Annotated in this window: 11 protein-coding genes; 9 read left to right on the top strand and 2 right to left on the bottom strand. The window is 72.5% G+C overall.

Annotated elements, in window-relative coordinates; all coding sequences use genetic code 11:
- The first annotated feature begins 248 nt into the window (after positions 1-248).
- The 6 genes from lpdA (at position 249) to IF17_RS0110080 (ending at position 9,006) form a co-directional block, all read left to right on the top strand.
- Positions 249-1,637 (top strand): dihydrolipoyl dehydrogenase, encoded by a 1,389-nt coding sequence (lpdA, locus tag IF17_RS0110055; protein WP_030564298.1) that lies wholly within the window; start codon positions 249-251, stop codon positions 1,635-1,637.
- Between the two features lie 62 nt (positions 1,638-1,699).
- The gene (sucB, locus tag IF17_RS0110060) at positions 1,700-3,526 is read left to right on the top strand and encodes a 2-oxoglutarate dehydrogenase, E2 component, dihydrolipoamide succinyltransferase (protein ID WP_030564301.1); all 1,827 of its coding nucleotides are present in this window, start codon (positions 1,700-1,702) and stop codon (positions 3,524-3,526) included.
- A gap of 148 nt (positions 3,527-3,674) precedes the next feature.
- On the top strand, positions 3,675-4,298 hold the full coding sequence (locus IF17_RS0110065) for a GntR family transcriptional regulator (protein ID WP_018511906.1): 624 nt from the start codon (positions 3,675-3,677) through the stop codon (positions 4,296-4,298).
- A gap of 286 nt (positions 4,299-4,584) precedes the next feature.
- Positions 4,585-7,269 (top strand): pyruvate dehydrogenase (acetyl-transferring), homodimeric type, encoded by a 2,685-nt coding sequence (gene aceE / locus IF17_RS0110070; protein WP_030564304.1) that lies wholly within the window; start codon positions 4,585-4,587, stop codon positions 7,267-7,269.
- A 163-nt stretch (positions 7,270-7,432) separates the two neighbouring features.
- On the top strand, positions 7,433-8,422 hold the full coding sequence (locus IF17_RS0110075) for a helix-turn-helix transcriptional regulator (protein ID WP_030564306.1): 990 nt from the start codon (positions 7,433-7,435) through the stop codon (positions 8,420-8,422).
- Positions 8,423-8,484: 62 nt separating this feature from the next.
- Positions 8,485-9,006 carry a DUF4240 domain-containing protein gene (locus IF17_RS0110080; protein WP_030564308.1) on the top strand — a complete coding sequence of 174 codons (522 nt, stop codon included), beginning with the start codon at positions 8,485-8,487 and terminating at the stop codon, positions 9,004-9,006.
- 41 nt (positions 9,007-9,047) lie between these two features.
- Here the strand turns inward: IF17_RS0110080 and IF17_RS0110085 are convergent, their stop codons facing one another.
- The gene (locus tag IF17_RS0110085) at positions 9,048-9,575 is read right to left on the bottom strand and encodes a GNAT family N-acetyltransferase (RefSeq protein ID WP_030564310.1); all 528 of its coding nucleotides are present in this window, start codon (positions 9,573-9,575) and stop codon (positions 9,048-9,050) included.
- Positions 9,576-9,695: 120 nt separating this feature from the next.
- On the opposite strand from IF17_RS0110085, the gene IF17_RS0110090 reads away from it, so the two are divergent.
- Positions 9,696-10,595, top strand: a complete 900-nt coding sequence (locus IF17_RS0110090; RefSeq protein ID WP_030564313.1) for a TIGR01777 family oxidoreductase — start codon at positions 9,696-9,698, stop codon at positions 10,593-10,595.
- A gap of 234 nt (positions 10,596-10,829) precedes the next feature.
- The gene (locus IF17_RS0110095) at positions 10,830-12,221 is read left to right on the top strand and encodes an FAD-dependent oxidoreductase (RefSeq protein ID WP_030564315.1); all 1,392 of its coding nucleotides are present in this window, start codon (positions 10,830-10,832) and stop codon (positions 12,219-12,221) included.
- Positions 12,222-12,277: 56 nt separating this feature from the next.
- On the opposite strand, the gene IF17_RS0110100 is transcribed toward IF17_RS0110095, so the two are convergent.
- Entirely contained in the window at positions 12,278-14,038 is a 1,761-nt protein-coding gene (locus tag IF17_RS0110100; RefSeq protein WP_030564317.1) for an NsdA family TPR-like regulatory protein, read from the bottom strand.
- Between the two features lie 325 nt (positions 14,039-14,363).
- On the opposite strand from IF17_RS0110100, the gene lipB reads away from it, so the two are divergent.
- Entirely contained in the window at positions 14,364-15,197 is an 834-nt protein-coding gene (gene lipB, locus IF17_RS0110105; protein WP_030564319.1) for a lipoyl(octanoyl) transferase LipB, read from the top strand.
- Positions 15,198-15,214: the final 17 nt, after the last annotated feature.

The following is a 15,214-nucleotide window of genomic DNA, read 5'->3' on the forward strand; positions in this document are numbered from 1 at the left end:
CGCTGTCGACGAACACCGGCCGAATACGTAGGTATCTACGCAGCAGTAACCCTCCGGAACGGACGATCATCCGTCCCGGACCCGGGCCCCGCGTCCCGCCCGCCGTCGACAAGTGCGAAGATGGGTTCTCGGCAGGACAGGGCCCCCACCACAGGGCCGAAGACAAAGCGGCCGAACACCAGCCGACCGGCCGGTCACACCCCAGCGACGGGGCCCGGCGTACGGCGCACATGCATGGAGGACGTGACGTGGCGAACGACGCCAGCACCGTTTTCGACCTAGTGATCCTCGGCGGTGGCAGTGGCGGGTACGCCGCGGCCCTGCGCGGAGCGCAGCTGGGCCTGGACGTCGCCCTGATCGAGAAGGGCAAGGTCGGCGGCACCTGCCTGCACAACGGCTGCATCCCCACGAAGGCGCTGCTGCACGCGGGCGAGATCGCGGACCAGGCCCGTGAGTCGGCCCAGTTCGGCGTGAAGGCGACCTTCGAGGGCATCGACATGGAGGCCGTCAACAAGTACAAGGACGAGGTGATCTCGGGCCTGTACAAGGGTCTCCAGGGTCTCATCGCCTCGCGCAAGGTCCACTACATCGAGGGTGAGGGCAAGCTCTCCTCCCCCACCTCCGTGGACGTGAACGGCCAGCGCATCCAGGGCCGCCACGTGCTGCTGGCGACCGGCTCCGTGCCGAAGTCGCTGCCGGGCCTGGAGATCGACGGCAACCGGATCATCTCCTCGGACCACGCGCTGAAGATGGACCGGGTCCCGAAGTCGGCCATCGTGCTGGGCGGCGGCGTCATCGGCGTCGAGTTCGCCTCGGCGTGGAAGTCCTTCGGCACCGAGATCACCATCGTCGAGGGCCTGAAGCACCTCGTCCCGGTCGAGGACGAGAACAGCTCGAAGCTTCTTGAGCGCGCGTTCCGCAAGCGCGGCATCAAGTTCAACCTCGGTACGTTCTTCGAGAAGGCCGAGTACACGCAGGACGGCGTCCGCGTCACCCTCGCCGACGGCAAGACCTTCGAGGCGGAGATCCTCCTCGTCGCGATCGGCCGCGGCCCGGTCTCGCAGGGCCTGGGCTACGAGGAGCAGGGCGTCGCGATGGACCGCGGCTATGTCCTGGTCGACGAGTACATGCAGACCAACGTGGAGACCATCTCGGCCGTGGGCGACCTCGTCCCGACCCTCCAGCTCGCCCACGTCGGCTTCGCCGAGGGCATCCTGGTGGCGGAGCGTCTCGCCGGTCTCAAGACCGTCCCGATCGACTACGACGGCGTGCCGAAGGTGACGTACTGCCACCCCGAGGTCGCCTCCGTGGGTATCACCGAGGCCAAGGCCAAGGAGATCTACGGCGCGGACAAGGTCGTCGCCCTCAAGTACAACCTCGCGGGCAACGGCAAGAGCAAGATCCTCAAGACCGCGGGCGAGATCAAGCTCGTCCAGGTCAAGGACGGTGCCGTGGTCGGCGTCCACATGGTGGGCGACCGCATGGGCGAGCAGGTCGGCGAAGCCCAGCTGATCTACAACTGGGAGGCGCTGCCGTCCGAGGTCGCCCAGCTCATCCACGCCCACCCGACGCAGAACGAGGCGATGGGCGAGGCTCACCTGGCGCTGGCCGGCAAGCCCCTCCACTCGCACGACTGATCCCCCGGTCCCGGGCGCGACGACCGACCACTTCCGCATTTTCGTAAGGAGCAACTGAAACCATGTCGGTTTCCGTAACCCTTCCGGCGCTCGGCGAGAGCGTCACCGAGGGCACTGTCACCCGTTGGCTGAAGGCCGAGGGCGAGCGCGTCGAGGCCGACGAGCCGTTGCTCGAGGTCTCGACCGACAAGGTCGACACCGAGATCCCGGCCCCCGCGTCCGGCGTTCTGTCGTCCATCAAGGTCGCCGAGGACGAGACCGTCGAGGTCGGCGCCGAGCTGGCCGTCATCGACGACGGCTCCGGCGCTCCGGCCGAGGCCGAGGCTCCGGCCCAGGCCGAGTCCACCGAGCCGGCCGCCACCCCGGCCCCGGCCGCCGAAGAGGCGCCCACCGCCCCGTCGACCGAGACCGAGGCTCCGGCCGAGGCCCCGACCGCCGAGGCCGCCACCGGCGGTTCGTCCGCCGAGGGAACCGACGTCACCCTCCCGGCGCTCGGCGAGAGCGTCACCGAGGGCACCGTCACCCGCTGGCTGAAGGAGGTCGGCGAGGAGGTCGCGGAGGACGAGCCCCTCCTCGAGGTCTCCACGGACAAGGTCGACACCGAGATCCCCGCCCCGGTCGCCGGTGTGCTGCTGGAGGTCGTGGTCGGCGAGGACGAGACCGCCGAGGTCGGCGCCAAGCTCGCCGTCATCGGTGCTCCGGGCGCCGCCCCGAAGCAGGAGGCCCCCAAGCAGGAGGCCCCGAAGGCCGAGGCCCCCAAGCAGGAGGAGGCTCCGAAGCAGGAGGCCCCGAAGGCCGAGGCACCCAAGGCCGAGGCGCCGAAGCAGGAGGCCCCCGCGGCTCCCGCACCGGCACCGGCCGCTCCGGCTCCGGCTCCGGCCGCCCCCGCGGCCCCGGCTCCGGCGCAGCCCGCTCCCGCCGCCGCCCAGGCACCGGCCGCCGCGCCCACCGGTGACGACGGCGCGTACGTCACGCCGCTGGTCCGCAAGCTCGCGTCCGAGAACAGCGTGGACCTGAGCTCGGTCAAGGGCACCGGCGTCGGTGGCCGTATCCGCAAGCAGGACGTCGTCGCCGCCGCGGAGGCCGCCAAGGCCGCCGCAGCTGCCCCGGCACCCGCCGCCGCTCCGGCCGCCGCCAAGGCAGCGCCGAAGCTGGAGGCCTCCCCGCTGCGCGGTCAGACGGTCAAGATGACCCGCATGCGCAAGGTCATCGGCGACAACATGATGAAGGCGCTGCACTCGCAGGCCCAGCTGACCTCGGTCGTCGAGGTCGACATCACCAAGCTGATGAAGCTGCGCAACCAGGCGAAGGCCGCGTTCGCCGCCCGTGAGGGCGTCAAGCTGTCCCCGATGCCGTTCTTCGTGAAGGCGGCGGCCCAGGCGCTGAAGGCCCACCCGGTCATCAACGCCCGGATCAACGAGGGCGAAGGCACCATCACGTACTTCGACGCGGAGAACATCGGCATCGCCGTGGACGCGGAGAAGGGCCTGATGACCCCGGTCATCAAGGGTGCGGGCGACCTGAACATCGCCGGCATCTCGAAGAAGACCGCCGAGCTGGCCGGCAAGGCCCGCGGTGGCGGCCTGACCCCGGACGACATGTCCGGTGCCACCTTCACCATCAGCAACACCGGTTCGCGCGGTGCGCTCTTCGACACCGTCATCGTGCCGCCGAACCAGGCAGCCATCCTGGGCATCGGCGCCACGGTCCGCCGCCCGGTGGTCATCGACCACCCGGACCTCGGCGAGACCATCGCGGTGCGCGACATGACGTACCTCGCGCTCTCCTACGACCACCGCCTGGTGGACGGCGCGGACGCCGCCCGTTACCTGACGTCGGTCAAGGCGATCCTGGAGGCCGGTGAGTTCGAGGTCGAGCTCGGCCTCTGAACGCTCCGGCTGTAACCAGCCTCACCAGCGGCGCCCCCGTCCGGAACTCTTCCGGACGGGGGCGCCGCCGTATTGTCTAAACAGCCCGGGAGGCCCACCGCCACCGTGATGATGTAGGCAGCACCGGTCTGCCCTGAAGGAGCACCACATGACCCCGCCCGTCGTCCACTCGCTGCGCGAACAGATCCGCGAGCACATCGTGGAGGGGATCGTCAGCGGGCGCTGGAAGCCGGGTGAGCGGATCGTGGAGCGCCGCATCGCCACCGAGCTGGAGGTCAGCCAGACGCCCGTACGGGAGGCGCTGCGCGAGCTGGAGACGCTCCGGCTGATCGAGTCGGCCCCCAACAAGGGCGTCCGGGTCCGCAACCTCACCGCGGCCGACCTGGAGGAGAGCTACCCGGTACGGGCCGGCCTGGAGCAGATCGCCGCCGAGCTGGCCGCCCCGCTGCTCGGCCAGGACTGCTCGGCGCTGGAGCCGCATGTGGCGGCCCTGTACGAGGCGGACCGGCTGGCCGACGGCGAGGCCCAGGTGCGGCACACGGTCGGCTTCCACCGGGAGATGGTCCGGGCCGCCGGGAACGCGGTGCTGCTGCACACCTGGGAGGGACTCGGCATCGAGGTGTTCACCGCCCTCTCCATCCGCTGGCTGGGCACGGTGCAGAAGTCGTACGCGGAGGAGCACCAGGCCCTCATCGACGCGTTCCTCGCCGGGGACCCGCAGATCGGGGCCCTGGTGAAGGCGCACGTCCTGGGCTGCGCGCCCCGGGCCTGAGCCGGCTGGGCTGCGCGGCACGCGCCTGAACCACCGGATCATTTGGCGTGCGACCTGCTCTTCCGTGCAGGTCAGCGCCCTATTTGCACGCTATTTCGCGTCACTCCGTGCCCCCTTTCGAGGCACCCCATGCCACTTTTCTTCGTATCGAGAAGTTTTGCCTTCAATCCTTTGATCGATCATCGATCAGCGCCTTACAGTTCACTTCGCGGGCCCACCGGCCCCATCGCTCTGTCCTGCCAGATAGAGCCTTCTCCACCCCCCTCCTCTCCGGAAGGCGGCGATCATGACCGACCCCGTAGGAAAGCTTCCGAGCGAGCTCGACCAGCTCCCGGACCGTGACCCCGAGGAGACCGCCGAATGGGCGGCCTCCCTGGACGCCGTCACCCAGGCCGCCGGCCCGCACCGCGCCGCGTACCTGATGCGCCGCTCGCTCCAGCACGCCGAGGGCGCCGGTCTCGCGCTGCCCAAGCTGCTGGAGACCGATTACGTCAACTCCATCCCGACCGCCGCCGAGCCCGCGTTCGACGGCGACCTGGAGATGGAGTCGAAGATCACCGCGTGGAACCGCTGGAACGCGGCCGCGATGGTGACCCGTGGCGCCCGGTACGGGGTGGGCGGCCACATCGCCACCTTCGCCTCGGCGGCCTGGCTCTACGAGACCGGCTTCAACCACTTCTTCCGCGGCAAGGAGGGGGACGGCTCCGGCGACCAGCTCTACATCCAGGGCCACGCCTCCCCCGGCATCTACGCCCGCGCCTTCCTCGACGGCCGGCTCAGCGAGCAGCAGCTCGACAACTTCCGCCAGGAGTCCGGTGGCGAGGGCCTGCCCTCCTACCCGCACCCGCGGCGGCTGCCCTGGCTGTGGGAGTTCCCCACCGTGTCGATGGGCCTCGGCCCGCTCTCGGCCATCTACCAGGCGCGCTTCAACCGCTATCTGACCAACCGCTCCATCAAGGACACCTCCAACTCGCACGTCTGGGCCTTCCTGGGCGACGGCGAGATGGACGAGCCCGAGTCGACCGCCGCCCTCGCGCTGGCCGCGCGTGAGCAGCTCGACAACCTGACCTTCGTCATCAACTGCAACCTCCAGCGCCTCGACGGTCCGGTACGCGCCAACTTCCGCGTGGTCCAGGAGCTGGAGGCGCAGTTCCGGGGCGCCGGCTGGAACGTCGTCAAGACGCTCTGGGGCAACGCCTGGGACGAGCTGTTCCAGCTGGACACCACGGGCGCGCTGCTGCGCCGCCTGCGGGAGGTCCCGGACGCGCAGTTCCAGACGTACGCGACGCGCGACGTCGCCTACATCCGCGAGCACTTCTTCGGTGCCGAGCCCGCTCTCGCCGAGCTGGCGAAGCTGCTCACCGACGCGAAGATCGCCGAGTGTTTCTACACCTCGCGCGGCGGCCACGAGGCCCGCAAGGTCTACGCGGCGTACAAGGCGGCCGTCGAGCACAAGGGCGCGCCGACCGTGATCCTGGCCCAGACGGTCAAGGGCTACACGCTCGGCAAGGGCTTCGAGTCCAAGAACGCCAACCACCAGATGAAGAAGCTGTCGATCGACGAGTTCAAGGGCATGCGCGAGCTGCTCGGCCTCCCGATCCCCGACAGCGCCTTCGAGGACGGTCTCGTCCCCTACGGCCACCCCGGCGCCGACTCCCCCGAGGTCCGCTACCTCCAGGAGCGCCGCGCGGCCCTCGGCGGCCCCGCCCCGGCTCGCCGCCTGCACGCCTCCGCTCCGCTGCCGCAGCCCGAGGAGCGCGCGTTCAAGGCGCTGTACAAGGGGTCCGGCAAGCAGGAGATGGCCACCACCATGGCGTTCGTCCGCCTGGTGAAGGACCTGATGCGGGACAAGGAGACCGGCAAACGCTGGGTGCCGATCGTCCCGGACGAGGCCCGTACCTTCGGTATGGAGTCCCTGTTCCCGTCGGCCGGCATCTACTCGCCGCTGGGGCAGACGTACGACCCGGTCGACCGCGACCAGCTGATGTACTACAAGGAGGCCAAGGACGGCCAGATCCTCAACGAGGGGATCACCGAGGCCGGCGCCATGGCCGACTTCATCGCCGCCGCCACGTCGTACGCGACGCACGGCGAGACGATGATCCCGTTCTACATCTTCTACTCGATGTTCGGCTGGCAGCGGACCGGCGACCAGATGTGGCAGCTCGCCGACCAGCTCGGCAAGGGCTTCATCGTCGGCGCCACGGCGGGCCGTACGACCCTGACGGGTGAGGGCCTCCAGCACGCGGACGGCCACTCGCACCTGATCGCGGCCACCAACCCGGCCTCGCTCAACTACGACCCGGCGTTCGCGTACGAGGTGGCGGTGATCGTCAAGGACGGTCTGCGGCGGATGTACGGCCAGGCCGCCCCCGGCGAGGACTCGGACGTCTTCTACTACCTGACGGTCTACAACGAGCCGAAGCCCCAGCCCGCGATGCCCGAGGGCGTCGAGGAGGGCATCGTCAAGGGCCTGTACCGCTTCAAGGAGGGCACGCCCGCGAAGGCGGACGCGCCGCGCCTCCAGCTGCTGGCCTCCGGGACGGCGATCCACTGGGCCCTGGAGGCCCAGGAGCTGCTGGCCGCCGACTGGGGTGTCACGGCCGACGTCTGGTCCGCCACCTCGTGGGGTGAGCTGCGCCGCGACGCGCTGGAGGCCGACGAGGCGCTCCTGCGCGGTGAGGTGCAGGTGCCGTACGTGACGCAGGCGCTCTCCGGTGCGCCGGGTCCGGTGCTCGCGGTCAGCGACTGGATGCGCCAGGTCCCGGACCAGATCAGCCAGTGGGTGGAGCAGGACTGGTCCTCGCTCGGCACGGACGGCTTCGGCCTCTCCGACACCCGCGCGGCGGCCCGCCGCCACTTCGGCGTCGACGCCCAGTCGATCGTGGTGGCGTCGCTGGCCCAGCTCGCCAAGCGCGGCGAGGTCCCGGCCTCGGCGGTCAAGGAGGCCCGGGAGCGCTACGGCCTCTGAGCCCCACTCCCGTACAGATCCCAGACCCCCGGTCACCGGGGCGAGCGCGTCCGACAACGCGTCCGCCCCGGCGGCCGGGGGTTTCGGCGTGGGCGGGACGGGCTGCGGCGCAGGGGGCGGCCGGGCTGCGGCCCCTGTGCCTCGCTGCCGCCACAATGGGCCCATGCGTGCTGCCCGGCTGATCAAGATGGTGCTGCTCCTCCAGTCCCGCCCCGTCATGTCCGCCGCCGAACTGGCGGCGGAGCTGGAGGTGTCGGAGCGCACGGTCACCCGCGACGCCCAGGCCCTCTCCGAGGCGGGTGTCCCGGTCTACGCCGAGCGCGGCCGGGCGGGCGGCTACCGGCTCGTCGGCGGCTACCGCACCCGGCTGACCGGCCTCGCCCGCAACGAGGCGGAGGCCCTCTTCCTCTTCGGCCTGCCCTCGGCGCTCCGCGAGATGGGCCTGGAGGACGCGGCATCGGCGGCCCGGCTCAAGGTGTCGGCCGCGCTGCTGCCCTCCGTACGCGACGCCTCGGCCTCCGCCGCCCAGCGCTTCCACCTGGACGCCCCGTCCTGGTACCACGAGCCGGAGCCCCCGGACGCCCTGCCCGCCGTCGCCGACGCCGTCTGGGACGACCGCCTGCTGCGCACCCGCTACCGCAAGGGCGGCGGCCGCGGACACGGACGGAACGGTACGGAGGTGGCGCGGGAGCTCGCTCCGTACGGGCTCGTCCTCAAGGCCGGGGTCTGGTACCTCTGCGCCAAGGTGGGGGACGACTTCCGGGTCTACCGGATCGACCGGTTCACCTCGGTGGAGCCGGCCGACGAGCGCTTCGAGCGGGACGGCACCTTCGACCTGCCCGCGTTCTGGGACGCCCGGGCCGCCGAGTTCGCCCGGTCCCTCCTCCGTACCGAGGTGACCGTACGGGTGTCCGAGAGCGGTGCCCGGCAGCTCGCGTTCACCGGTGACCGGGCGGCCGCCGCCACGGCCCTCTCCGAGGCCCCTCCCGCCGGTCCGGACGGGTGGCGCACAGTCGTCCTGCCCGTGGAGTCACTGGACGTGGCGTACAGCCAGCTCCTTTCGCTGGGTCCTGAGTTGGAGGTCGTGGCCCCGGAGGAGTTGCGGAGCCGGTTCGCCGAGGCGGTCGAACGCCTGAGTGATCTATATCGCTGAAAGGCTTCTTTTCGCCGTCTGGGCGTGCGGGGGGTCCCGGCAGGCTGGATGCTGGACCCGTGATGGACGAGACGGAATTCTGGGAGCTCATCGACAGCAGCCGCGAGGGAGCCGAGGGCGACCCCGACGAGCAGGCCGACCTGCTCGTGGAACGGCTGGTGCAGCTCGACCCCGATTCCGTGCTGGACTTCGCCCGGCACTTCGAGGCCCGCTACAACCGCGCCTACCGCTGGGACCTGTGGGGCGCGGCCGCCGTGCTGCTCGGTGGGGCCAGCGACGACGCCTTCGACTACTTCCGGTGCTGGCTGATCGGCCAGGGCCGGGAGGTCTTCGAGGGCGCGCTGCACGACCCGGACGATCTGGCGGAGCTGCTGGAGGAGTTCGACGAGGAGATCGACGGGGACGGCGAGGAGCTGGGCTACGCGGCCGACGAGGCGTACGAGCAGCTCACGGGCGTGGTCGCGCCCGACCTGGGCCTGCCGCCGCAGCCCACCGAGCCGCTGGGCTCCCCGGTCGACTTCGAGGACGACGAGGCGCTGGCGGCCCGCTACCCGGAGCTCTGGGACCGCTTCGCACCCCGCTGAGTCACCGGGCGGCTGAAACCCCCACCGCTCAGGGCGACCGCTCAGGGCGCCAGCGAGCGGCCCATCAGGACGTCGTCGACATAGCGGCCGTGCAGGAAGAACTCCCCGCTCAGCACCCCTTCCACGGCGAACCCCTCGGAGGCGTAGAGCGCCCGGGCGGGGGTGTTGTGCCCGAGCACCCGCAGCGTGATCCGGTTGGCGCCCTGGCGCCGCCCCTCGGCGAACGCCGCCCGCAGCAGGGTCCGCCCGACCCCGCCCCCGCGCGCCCAGGCCGCCACGGCCAGGCCCTGTATCTGCCGCACATGGGCGTTGCAGGCGAGCGGGGTGGGCGGGACCAGGCGTATGTACCCGGCGATGCGCTTCCCGTCCACGTCGGTCGCGGCCTCGGCCACCAGGATGTCCTCGGGCCGGTGCCGCTCGTCGAAGAAGGGCTCGTACGGCGGCCGGGGCCGCGGCAGGACCGCGTGCAGCGTCGACCAGGTGGACCGGTCGAGCTCACCGAGGGTTTCCCCGTCGGCCGGCAGGGCGGGGCGGACGGAGACGGAGTGGAGGGTGGTGGTTGCGGACATGGCGCCACTGTCCCATGCCGGGTTCTTGGCACTCCATAGTGTTTTCCCCCGTATCCACTGCCGGGTTTCCCGTAATCGCCACTGCCGTGTTTCCCGTGATCCGTGGGGCAGGATGGCACCATGCCGACCTCCCGTATCGCCATCACTGGTTCCTCCGGACTCATCGGAGCGGCGCTCGTGCGCTCGCTGCGCGCCGACGGGCACGAGGTGGCCCGCCTGGTGCGACGGCCCGCCAGGTCCGGTGACGAGGTGGAGTGGGACCCCAAGCGCGGTTACGTGGACGTGGCCGGGCTGGTGGGCTGCGACGCGGTCGTCCACCTCGCCGGCGCCGGAGTCGGCGACCACCGCTGGACCGACGACTACAAGCGGGAGATCCGCAACAGCCGGGTGCTGGGCACGGCCGCGATCGCCGAGGCCGTCGCCTCGCTCGACACCCCGCCGCGCGTGCTGCTCTCCGGGTCCGCCATCGGCTACTACGGCGATACGGGAGACCGCGCCGTGGACGAGAACGCGCCCCCCGGGGACGGCTTCCTGCCCTCCGTCTGCGAGGAGTGGGAGGCCGCGACGGCCGCCGCCGAGGAGCGCGGCATCCGGACGGTGCACGCCCGCACCGGTCTGGTGGTGGCCCGCGAGGGCGGGGCGTGGGGGCGGCTGTTCCCCCTGTTCAAGGCGGGGCTCGGCGGGCGGCTGGGCAACGGCCGCCAGTACTGGAGCTACATCGCCCTGCACGACCATGTCGCCGCCCTCCGCCACATCCTGGACACCGAGTCGCTGTCCGGCCCGGTGAACCTGACCGGTCCCGACCCCGTCACCAACGCCGAGGTGACCGCCACGATGGGCCGGGTGCTGCGCCGCCCGACCCTGTTCACGGCCCCGGCGCCCGCGCTGCGGGTCGCGCTCGGGGAGTTCGCCGGCGATGTGCTGGGCAGTCAGCGGGTGATCCCCGGGCAGCTGCTGGACTCCGGCTTCTCGTTCGCGTTCCCCGGCATCGACGCGGCGATCCGCGCGGCGCTGCGCTGAGCGGCACGGTCCCGGGGCGGCACGCTCAGGAGCGTGGCACTCAGGAGCGGCACGGTCCCGGGGCGGCCAGGTCCCGGGGCGGCCAGGTGTGCGACCCCGTGCCCCGGTGCTCCCGGCCACGCGCGTCTGACCCACTATCAGCCATCCTCCTAACCTCGGTGCGAACTCCGGCATTCCGGGGACCTGTTGGGGGCAAGAAGCCCCCACCAGTCGCACCGACTCGGGGAGGGCCTTGTGCGCAGCACGGCACACCACGCGGACGTGATCATCATCGGGGCCGGGATCGCCGGCCTCTCAGCGGCCCATCTGCTGACCGGCGCCGGAGTCGGCGTCAGTGTCCTGGAGGCGGCCTCCACCGTGGGCGGCCGGCTCGCCACCCATGAGGTGGACGGCTTCCGCCTCGACCAGCTCGGCCCCCTGCTCTGCACCTCTTGGCCGGAGCTGACCTCCACCCCGGGTCTCGGCACCCCGGAACTGCGGAAGTTCGCGCCCGGGGTGCTGGTGCACAGCGAGGGCCGCCGCCACCGCACCGGTGACATACGGAGCGCGAGGGGCGCACTCAGAGCCGTACGCGCCCGATCGAGCGCCCCCCAGGCCTCGCCGGGCGGCTACGGGGGCCAGCTGCGGACCGCGTCCCGGAGCGGCCTGGGCGCGAAGACCTCGGGCCTGCGGAGCAGCACCACCGTGTCCGAGGCGATCGACCGGGCCCGGCTCGGCGCGGCGCTCTCCCGGCTGGCCGCCACCCCGACGGCCCGGCTCCTGGCCCGCCCCGAGCGGACGGCGCTCGCCGCCCTGAGGGCGGGTCAGATGCCGGCCCGTACGGTGGACGGCGTCCTGCGTCCGCTGCTGACCGCGCTGCTCGGCGACCCCGGCCTCACCACGTCCAGCCGGTACGCGGACCTGGCGCTGCGCGACTACGCGCGGGGCGGACTGTGTGTACCGGCGGGCGGTTCGGGAACGCTGCCGGATCTGCTGGCGGCCGCGCTGCCTCCCGGCACGGTCCGGACCGGGGTGCATGTCACGGCCGCCGACATCACCACCGTACGCACCAAGGAGCACGGTGAACTGGGGTGCCGTTCCCTGTTGCTGGCCACCGGGGCGGGGGCCGCGGCCGAGCTGCTGCCCGGGCTGCGGGTGCCGGCCTTCCGCGCGGTGACGGTCCTTCACCACACCGCGCCCGCGCCGCCGCCGACCGGCAGGTCGCTCGTGCTGGACGGGGACCGCTCGGGACCGGTGGCGTACACGGCGGTGATGAGCGAGGTCGACCCCTCGCGCGCGCCGGAGGGCCGGGCGCTGATCACCTCGACGGTGCTCGGGACGCCGCCGCCGGACCTGGACCGTTCCGTACGGACGCATCTGGCGGCGCTGTACGGGACCCCGACGGGCGACTGGGAGCTGCTGGCCGCCCACCACGACCCGGAGGCGGTGCCCGCGATGGAGGCCCCGCACGACCCCCGCCGGCCGGTGCGGGTGCTGGCGGGGCTGTACGTGTGCGGCGACCACCGGGACACCAGCTCGGTCCAGGGGGCGCTGCACTCGGGGCGCCGGGCGGCGGAGGCGATCCTGACGGATCTGGGGGTGGCTCCGGCGCGTCCGGGGGGTGCCCGGCTGCCGGAGGCGGCGTAGCTCCCTCGTAGGCGCCCGCCCCCGGGTTCAGCTTTCGAAGGCGCCCGCCCTGGGGCTCAGCCCAGCGCCGCCACCCGGTCGCGGTAGCCGCGTACGGGGGCGGCGTCCCGGTACGGCTCCAGGCTGCGCTCGAAGGCGCGTACGTACTCGGCGGCCCGGACCGAGCGCATCTCGGAGGCCTGCTGGGCGGCCTCGGCCCCCAGCCGGCAGGCCTGCTCCAGCTCGCCGAGGCCCAGCCGGGCGGAGGCGAGGACCACCCGGCAGAACAGCCGGCTACGAGCGTACGCCGGGGCCCGCAGCTGGAGCGAGCGCTCCGCGTGCTGGGCGGCGGCCCGGTACTGCTGGAGGTCGCGGTGGCAGTGGCCGAGCTCGTGGGCGAGCTGGGCCTCGTCGAAGGGGCGGGCCCAGGCCGGCGCTTCGTCCCCGGGGCGCGCGGTCTCCAGGGCGTGCTCGGCCCGGGTCAGCGCGGCGGTGCAGGCCCGCGCCTCGCCGAGGATCCCGTGGCCGCGCGCCTCGACAGAGTGCAGCAGGGCCTGGACGAGGGGCGGGGCGGCGGAGCCGATGCCCTGCTGGGCTACGCGTGCGAGCTGCACGGCCTCCCTGCCGTGGCCGAGGTAGACGGCCTGGCGGCTCATGGTGATCAGGACGTACGCCCCGTAACCGCGGTCCCCGGCGGCCTGGGCGAGCCGCAGGGCCTGGACGAAGTACCGCTGGGCCAGGCCGTGGGCGGCGATGTCGAAGGAGGTCCAGCCGGCCAGCCGGGTCAGGTCGGCGACCGCGGCGAAGAGGCGGCGCCCGGTGGCTTCGCCGTAGCTCCCGCGGAGCATCGGCTCGGCCTCGTGCTCCAGATACCGCACGAGGGCCTGGCGGGCGTGGCCGCCGCCGTAGGTGTGGTCGAGGGTGCGGAAGAGCTCGCCGACCGAGCGCAGCGCCGCGACGTCGCCGTTGCCGACGCGCAGGCCGGGCCCGCGCTCGGTCTGCCGCTGGCGCGGGACGACGGGGAGCACCTCCGTACCGGAAGAGGCTCCGGACGTACCCGAGGAGGCTCCGGACGTCCCGGAAGAGACTCCGGAGCCGGGCAGTCCGCCGGGCAGGGCCCCCGTCCCCGCCAGACCTGGCCGGGCCCTTCCGGACGGGTCCGCCGACGGCTGGCCACCGGCCGGGACAGGGTGGCCGGTGGCGGGCCGGCCCGCGGGGCGTACGGATCCGCCGGGGCGGGGCGCGCCGCGGAGGTCGGTGCGCAGGCCCCCATCCGTACGGCCCGGCGCCTGCGCCTCCGTACGGCCGCCGGGTGCCGGGGCTCCACCGGCGGCCCCGGCACCCGCCCTGCGGTGCGGGGCGGGCGGCTGGGCCGCCCCGCCGTCGCGGGCCACCCACTCGTCGGCGCGGCCGATCAGCCAGTCCCGGCTGGGGACGACGAGACCGGCGGGGGTGAAGGCGATCTTCCGCAGCTCGGTGTGCGTCCCCGAGTCCTTGCGCCACAGGCCGCTGACGATGTCGACGGCCTCGGTGGGGGTGGCCGCGAACTCCAGCCCCGCGTAGACGGGTGCGCAGGCGTCCAGGCCGAGGTCCTGCGCGGAGAGCCGCCGCCCGAGCCGCCGGGTGAAGACCTCGGCGATCAGGGCGGGGGTCGTGCCGCGCGGCTGCTGTCCCCGCAGCCAGCGGGTGACCGAGGTTTTGTCGTACCGCAGGTCCAGTCCGTGTTCGAGGCCGAGCTGATCGACCCGGCGGGCGAGGCCCGCGTGGGAGAACCCGGCTTCCGCGATGAGTGAGGCGAGGCGGCGGTTGGGCGTGCGCTGCGGGGGTCGTTCCGACATCAGCTGTACGGTCTCCTGCCTTCGGGGGCCCGGGCAGCCCCTGGGGAACGGCGCGAATTTAGCGTCCGCCGGGGCGGTCGGAGACACCCTTTGCTCCACGTTCATCCGATCGTGTGAGGATTGCGGACAGAGCTGACAGAAGGGACCGGACCTCCCTCACGTCGGAACACGCCGGAACACACGGCCAGGAGGCACCTCCTCCACCTGCCGGTGGGCCGGCCGGATGACGGCCGTACAGTGGATGCGGGCGCGATCAGTGCAGGGTGCCGTCATCCCGGGGACACCCCTTCGGGCACACGGCGCCCGACGTAGGGAGGCATCTGTCGTGAGCGAGCTGCGGTTCGTCCGTCTGGGCTTCGGTGACGAGGCCGTCGAGTACACGGAGGCCTGGCAGAAGCAGCGCGAGGTGCACGCGGCCCGGTTCGAGGACCTGGTGCCGGACACCTGTCTGCTCCTGGAACACCCGCCCGTCTACACGGCGGGCCGCCGGACCGCCGAGAACGAGCGTCCGCTGGACGGCACCCCGGTCATCGACGTGGACCGGGGCGGGAAGATCACCTGGCACGGCCCGGGGCAGCTCGTCGGCTACCCGATCCAGAAGCTGCCGCGCCCGGTCGACGTCGTCGCGCACGTCCGCCGCCTGGAGGACGCGCTGATCCGTACGGCCGCCGACTTCGGGGTGGAGACCTCGCGGGTCGAGGGCCGCAGCGGTGTCTGGGTGCTCGGCGACCCGGTCGAGGAGCGTCGTACGCTCGGCGGGCTCTCGCTGGACTTCGACCCCAGGCTCCAGGACGAGGAGTTCGACCCGCGGCTGAACGGCCCGGAGTACGCCCCGTCCAACGCGGGCCAGCGCCGCGAGGACCGCAAGCTGGCCGCGATCGGGATCCGGGTTGCCAAGGGCGTCACGATGCACGGCTTCGCGCTCAACGTGAACCCGGACAACACCTGGTTCGACCGGATCGTGCCGTGCGGTATCCGTGACGCGGGGGTGACGTCCCTCTCGAACGAGCTGGGCCGGGAGATCACCATCGAGGAGGTGCTGCCGGTCGCCGAGAAGCACCTGCGGGACATCCTGGAGAACGCGGAGCTCGCGCCCCGCGTGATCGAGCAGCCGGCCGAGCGGTCGGCGGGTCAGCCGAAGGCCGCGGCCCCGGCGTAGTACCGACCAGTAGCCCC

It is taken from the genome of Streptomyces cyaneofuscatus (genome assembly GCF_000718135.1).
In the GTDB taxonomy this organism is placed as follows: domain Bacteria; phylum Actinomycetota; class Actinomycetes; order Streptomycetales; family Streptomycetaceae; genus Streptomyces; species Streptomyces cyaneofuscatus.

Coding starts and splice junctions, on each gene's coding strand:
- IF17_RS0110085 (WP_030564310.1), bottom strand. CDS start 9,575: ATGTCCGCAACCACCACCCTCCACTCCGTCTCCGTCCGCCCCGCCCTG.
- sucB (WP_030564301.1), top strand. CDS start 1,700: ATGTCGGTTTCCGTAACCCTTCCGGCGCTCGGCGAGAGCGTCACCGAG.
- IF17_RS0110090 (WP_030564313.1), top strand. CDS start 9,696: ATGCCGACCTCCCGTATCGCCATCACTGGTTCCTCCGGACTCATCGGA.
- IF17_RS0110075 (WP_030564306.1), top strand. CDS start 7,433: ATGCGTGCTGCCCGGCTGATCAAGATGGTGCTGCTCCTCCAGTCCCGC.
- IF17_RS0110080 (WP_030564308.1), top strand. CDS start 8,485: ATGGACGAGACGGAATTCTGGGAGCTCATCGACAGCAGCCGCGAGGGA.
- IF17_RS0110100 (WP_030564317.1), bottom strand. CDS start 14,038: ATGTCGGAACGACCCCCGCAGCGCACGCCCAACCGCCGCCTCGCCTCA.
- aceE (WP_030564304.1), top strand. CDS start 4,585: ATGACCGACCCCGTAGGAAAGCTTCCGAGCGAGCTCGACCAGCTCCCG.
- IF17_RS0110065 (WP_018511906.1), top strand. CDS start 3,675: ATGACCCCGCCCGTCGTCCACTCGCTGCGCGAACAGATCCGCGAGCAC.